This is a genomic window from uncultured Acetatifactor sp., assembly GCF_948601915.1.
Classification (GTDB): domain Bacteria; phylum Bacillota; class Clostridia; order Lachnospirales; family Lachnospiraceae; genus Acetatifactor.
This window is the reverse complement of record NZ_CAPDXS010000221.1, coordinates 1-5,783: the sequence shown is the minus strand read 5'-3', so window position 1 is coordinate 5,783 and position 5,783 is coordinate 1. Positions and strand designations below refer to the sequence as shown.

At 54.4% G+C, this 5,783-nt stretch carries 7 protein-coding genes and 1 pseudogene; all 8 read left to right on the top strand.

Annotation, left to right across the window (positions count from 1 at the left end; genetic code table 11):
• On the top strand, nucleotides 1–234 hold a 234-nt coding region (locus Q2B33_RS23015), incomplete at its 5' end, for a manganese catalase family protein (RefSeq protein WP_300817842.1).
• A 236-nt stretch (nucleotides 235–470) separates the two neighbouring features.
• Nucleotides 471–836, top strand: coding sequence for a hypothetical protein (locus Q2B33_RS23010; RefSeq protein ID WP_300784984.1), 366 nt, complete (start codon nucleotides 471–473; stop codon nucleotides 834–836).
• Nucleotides 837–941: 105 nt separating this feature from the next.
• The gene (locus Q2B33_RS23005; protein WP_300784985.1) at nucleotides 942–1,130 is read left to right on the top strand and encodes a hypothetical protein; all 189 of its coding nucleotides are present in this window, start codon (nucleotides 942–944) and stop codon (nucleotides 1,128–1,130) included.
• 1 nt (nucleotide 1,131) lies between these two features.
• A pseudogene (locus Q2B33_RS24630) lies at nucleotides 1,132–1,212 on the top strand (manganese catalase family protein); the annotation flags it as partial.
• A gap of 184 nt (nucleotides 1,213–1,396) precedes the next feature.
• Complete coding sequence (locus Q2B33_RS23000; RefSeq protein ID WP_300776916.1) at nucleotides 1,397–2,485, top strand: LCP family protein; 1,089 nt, start codon at nucleotides 1,397–1,399, stop codon at nucleotides 2,483–2,485.
• Nucleotides 2,486–2,607: 122 nt separating this feature from the next.
• A complete protein-coding gene (locus Q2B33_RS22995; protein ID WP_334305419.1) occupies nucleotides 2,608–2,781 on the top strand; it encodes a DUF4250 domain-containing protein in 174 nt (57 codons plus the stop codon).
• Between the two features lie 108 nt (nucleotides 2,782–2,889).
• Complete coding sequence (locus tag Q2B33_RS22990) at nucleotides 2,890–4,131, top strand: 6-phosphofructokinase (protein ID WP_300784988.1); 1,242 nt, start codon at nucleotides 2,890–2,892, stop codon at nucleotides 4,129–4,131.
• 189 nt (nucleotides 4,132–4,320) lie between these two features.
• The gene (locus Q2B33_RS22985) at nucleotides 4,321–5,556 is read left to right on the top strand and encodes a glycerate kinase (protein WP_300784990.1); all 1,236 of its coding nucleotides are present in this window, start codon (nucleotides 4,321–4,323) and stop codon (nucleotides 5,554–5,556) included.
• Nucleotides 5,557–5,783 lie beyond the last annotated feature (227 nt).

Sequence of the window (5,783 nt, the reverse complement as noted above, 5' to 3'; positions counted from 1 at the left end):
GAGCAGAAGGCCCGCACCACCTATGACAATATCCTGCGGCTGGTGAAGGAGCCGGATGTCTGCGAGCCCATCAAGTTCCTGCGCATGCGTGAGATTGTGCATTTCCAGCGCTTCGGCGAAGCCCTGCGCATGGTGCAGGATAAGCTGGACAGCAGGAACTTCTACGCCTTCAATCCGGCCTTCGACAGGTGCGAGGACTGCGATGACAAGCCGGACTGCGGCTGTAAGAACTGAAAGCGGATTCCAGAATAACCTACGCTTCGCCATGTGAGGTGGCGAAGCGCCGGAGACGGCAGGGCGCGACAGCCCTGCCGCTTTCGCGCCTGTTTCCAATGGGGCATGGCGGTGTCCCAGGGCGGCTCTGCCTGGAATCTTTTCAACCTAATCGGAGTGATTCCGGTTGAGGAAACGGTGAAAATATGGTACAATCAAGTTGCGCATAACAGAACATACCCTGTCTGAAAGACACAGTGACAGGCGATATCAAGGAAACTGTCGTATTTAAAATCGAAAGCCGTACATATCTTAAGAAATTCCAGAAGTCCAATGGTTGGCACATTAACTGGAATGAGATACCAAAGAATGTCGAAGTATATGCCCTTGCTCTAAAAGACGACAATTCAATCCAAGGCCTGGTAGGCGTCAGAAATGACAAGGACTCCCATGCCGCTTATCTTCACTGGGCCTGCACGGCTCCTCATAATAACAGGCATGAGTTTGGCAGTCAAAAATATGTTGGCATAGGCGGCCATCTTTTCGCCATAGCTGCCGATAAATCGATTGAATGGGTTATGAAGGAGCCATTCATGGCTTTGCTGCAAATGCAGAATTGTTAAAGCACTATATGGATGTATTTCATGCGGAGTATCTGGGAATGCTGCATCAGTACCAGTTCTTTATTGGTGAGGAACAGGCAAAGAATCTATTGGAGGTGTATCATTATGAATGGAACGAGGCCTAAGTTTATGGAAAATCAGATTCCGGCTCAGAGCTACTTTGAACAACCCGATCCATATGTTAATGCACCGTCTTGCCATGTGAACCTGCTTGAATTGTCAAGATATGCGAAGAGATGCGGAAAGAAGTTGGTCGAGCTTACACAGGAAGAAGTGAAAAAGTTTTCGATTTAGGGCTCATCTGGAAATCGTGGCGGCCATCGTCCACCAGCTCACCCGCAACCTGTCCATGGCGGAAATAGAGAAGTGCGGTTTTGCGAATTCGACAGATGCGAAGACTGTGGCTGTAAGAACTGAAAACGGATTCCAGAATAACTTACGATTCCTATTTATGAAGTATCTTAAGAAAACTTAAGAATTCGCTTCATAAAATCCTAAACTATATCCCTTATAATAAGTTAACAAAACATAGAACAAGGAGATATGAGGAGGGGTCATATATGGCAGCAGGAGCAGGCAGGTCGAGAAGAAGGAGCAGAAGCAGATCCAAGCTGATTCTCTTTGGCATTGAAATCGTCATCATCCTGGTAATGCTGGTGGCATTATATCTGGTGATGCATAAGTCCAGCGAGGGGCCTAAGATGGCGGACCTGGATCCCCAGGTGCTGGAAATCCATGAGGAAGTCAAGCAGCTCAAGGAAGAGGGCGGCACCATGCAGGGCTACCGCAACATCGCGCTGTTCGGGCTGGACGCGGAGAACGAGGCGCAGATGTACAAAGGGAGCCACAGCGACAGCATCATGATCGCAAGCGTGAACATGGATACAGGGGACATCAGGCTGGTCAGCGTGTACCGCGATACATACCTGAACCTGGGAAACGATGATTACTGGAAAGCGACACAGGCATACTTTTCCGGCGGGGCGGAGCAGGCGGTGAAGATGCTGAACATGAACCTGGACATGGACATCACGGACTTCGTGGCCGTGGGCTACAAGGGCCTGCGGGGCGTCATCGACGGGCTGGGCGGCGTCTATATCGATGTGGAAAATGAAGAGATAGTGCATCATCTCAACAGCTATCAGATTGGCATTTCCAATGTGCTGCAGTGCGATTATACTCCCGTGACGGAGCCGGGATATCAGCTGCTGAACGGGATGCAGGCCACCGCATACTGCAGGATTCGCTATGGCGGCGGGGATGACTACAGACGTACCGCCAGGCAGAGGGAAGTGCTGAAGGCCATGGAGGATCAGGCGAAGAAGACGGATCTGGTGACCCTGACCAAGGTGTTCAACGACTGCATCGGGGACATCTATACCAGCCTTGACTCCGCCGACATCCTGGATCTCCTGGCGGATGTAGGGAAATACAGCATCGTAGGGGAGGACGGCTTCCCTCAGGAGAGCATGCGCACCGTGGGCAATATCGGTGCAAAAGGAAGCTGCGTCATACCTAAGAGCCTGGAGGACAACGTGGCATGGCTGCATAAGTTCTTCTTTGATGACGACGACTATACAGTCACGGAGAACGTGAAGGAATATGGGAGACAGGTGGAGGCTGATACGGCGCAGTATCTCACCGAGTAAAACGGACTCATGTTACATGGACAAGGTTGAAAAGAGACTGAAAAAAGGAGCGGATGTAGCGCTCCTTTTCCTTGCCATGGAGGGAGATGTCTGGTAGAATGGAGAGGAAAGAGGTGAGGGACATGCTTCCAAAGGATCCAATCATGCTGCTCAGCTTCGTGAACATGAAGCTGAGGGATTTCTATGGCAGCCTGGACGTGATGTGCGAAGAGCTGGATGCGGACAGGCAGGAGATCGAGGGCAGCCTGGAGAGCGCAGGCTATCACTATGACGCGGAAAGAAACCAGTTTATTTAATTTGGTGTTGTAATTTCTGCTTTTTTTTGGTATGATTTAACAGGTGAAAATATTGTGATTACTTGTCGGTGAATCCGACTTGCTAAAATTTTTATGGAGGATTTAGAAATGGCAAAAAAACGTAACATCATCGTTGGTCAGTCCGGCGGCCCTACCGCTGTGATCAATTCCAGCCTGGCGGGGGTCTACAAGACCGCCAAGGAGAGAGGCTTCCACAAGGTATACGGAATGCTCCACGGCGTTCAGGGCTTCCTGGACGAGCAGTATGTGGACCTGTCCACACAGATTCATTCCGATATCGACATCGAGCTCCTGAAGAGGACGCCTTCGGCTTTCCTGGGCTCCTGCCGCTATAAGCTGCCGGAGATCCATGAGAATCCGGAAATCTATGAGAAGCTGTTCGAAATCATGGACAAGCTGCAGATTGAGGCATTCATCTACATCGGCGGGAACGATTCCATGGACACCATCAAGAAGCTGTCCGACTACGCCATCCTGAAGGGCCATTCCCAGAAGTTCCTGGGCGTGCCCAAGACCATCGACAATGACCTGGCCCTGACCGACCACACGCCCGGCTTCGGAAGCGCCGCCAAGTATATCGCCGCTTCCACCAAGGAAGTCATCCGCGATGCCCTGGGCCTGAACTACAAGAAAGATTCCATCACCATCATCGAGGTCATGGGACGTAACGCGGGATGGCTTACAGGCGCTACCGCCTTGGCCAAGACCGAGGAGTGCGAAGGCCCGGATGCCATCTATCTGCCCGAGGCCGTGTTCGATATCGACAAGTTCCTGAAGAACACCAAGGAGCTTCTGAAGAAGAAGAATTCCGTGGTCATCGCCGTATCCGAGGGCATCAAGGTGGAGGACGGCAGATATGTATGCGAGCTGGGCGGCGGTTCAGAGTATGTGGATGCCTTCGGCCATAAGCAGCTTCAGGGGACAGCCGCCTATCTGGCGAACTTCCTGGGCGCGGAGATTGGCTGCAAGACCCGCAGCATCGAGTTCTCCACCCTGCAGAGGAGCGCTTCCCACATGGCTTCCCGTGTGGACGTGGACGAAGCGTTCATGGTAGGCGGCGCGGCCGTGAAGGCTGCCGATGAGGGCGACACCGGCAAGATGGTGGTCATCGACCGTGTCTCCGACGATCCTTACCAGAGCGCGGCGGGCATCTATGACGTGCACAGGATTGCCAACCACGAGAAGCTGGTTCCCCGCAACTGGATGAACCGGGAGGGCAACTACGTGACCCAGGAGTTCATCAACTACATCGAGCCCCTGATTCACGGCGACTATCAGCCGTTCATGGTCAACGGCCTGCCTCAGCATCTGGTGCTGAAGAAGAAATGATGTTCGGATAACCGAATGATATAATGCGGAATCAAGAAAAGGCACCTGCCGGACCGGCGGGTGCCTTTTTGCAGAACGGCTCCGGGCAGGGACTGTGCTGTGGGGAGGGGCTGCTCCGGGAGACGGAGCATGGCCGGAGATGGCCCCGGGAGCGTGTATCGGGGCGCGGGAAGGAGATTGGGAGGAGATATGACGTTAAGGGAAGAAGCGGATGCAATCGTCAGGGAGTCCATCCGACAGGTGCTGCCGGACGAGGCGGTGGCCAGGGCCCTACAGGGCAGGGATTTCGGGAGCGGAAAGCTGTATGTGGTGGCTGTGGGAAAAGCCGCATGGCAGATGGCCAGGACGGCATCGGACATTCTGGGCCGGCGGATGGAGTCCGGGATCTGCATCACCAAATACGGGCATGTAAAGGGGGAGATTGGGGGCATAAGATGCTTCGAGGCAGGGCATCCGGTTCCGGATGAAAATTCCTTTCAGGCTACGGAGGAAGTGCTTAGGCTTGTGGGGAACCTGGGGGTGGAGGATACTGTGGTCTTCCTGCTGTCCGGCGGCGGCTCCGCCCTGTTCGAGAAGCCGCTAGTGTCCAGGAAGGAGCTGGCGGACATCACGGACCAGTTGCTGGCCTGCGGCGCGGACATCGTGGAGATGAACACAGTCCGAAAGCGCCTGTCTGCGGTAAAGGGCGGGCGGTTCGCGGAGAACTGCCGTCCGGCAAAGGTCTATAGCGTCATCCTCAGCGATATCCTGGGAGACCCGCTGGACATGATAGCCTCCGGCCCTGCCTATCCGGACTCCTCCACCTGTGCCCAGGCGCTGACGATAGCGTCGAAATACAGTTTGGAGCTCAGCGAAAAAACAATAGGATTGCTGAACAGGGAGACGCCGAAGTCGCTGTCCAATGTGGAGACCGTGGTGACAGGGAGCGTGAAGAATCTCTGCCGGGCAGCGGCAGCCGTCTGCAAAGAGCTGGGGTATGAGCCGCATATCCTGACAGACCGTCTGGACTGCCAGGCCAGGGAGGCGGGGCGGTTCCTGGCTGCAATCGCGAAAAGCCATCAGGCAGACAGGAAGAGCCTGGCCTATATCGCAGGAGGCGAGACGGTGGTGTTCCTGACAGGAAAGGGGAAGGGCGGTCGCAACCAGGAGCTGGCCCTGGCGGCGGCAGAGGGAATCTGCGGGCTGGAGGACACTGCCGTATTCAGCGTGGGGAGCGATGGCACGGACGGCCCTACGGATGCGGCAGGTGGTTACTGCGATGGCAGGACGAAGCAGATTCTGAACCGTCTTGGGGTGGACATTTACCGGACGCTTCAGGAGAATGATTCCTATGAGGCCCTGCGAAAGGCCGGAGGACTGATTCTCACCGGGGCTACGGGGACGAATGTGAACGATGTGGCGGTGCTGCTGATAAGGAGGCATTGAGCTGTTTCCTGAAGCATATACTTCATTGAGAGGATTACGAGGGTAGGAGCTCAGATGAAAAAAATGACAACGGCAATCTTGCTGTTCGACCTGATGGCAGGGATGCTTTTTTTAGGCTTTTATGGCCTGGGCAGCAGGGCGGTGGCTACGGACAGTGGCATTGTCCAGGTGGAGGGGGAACAGCGGCTGGAGGAGGCGGACGTGAAGAAGATTGCCATAACCTTCGA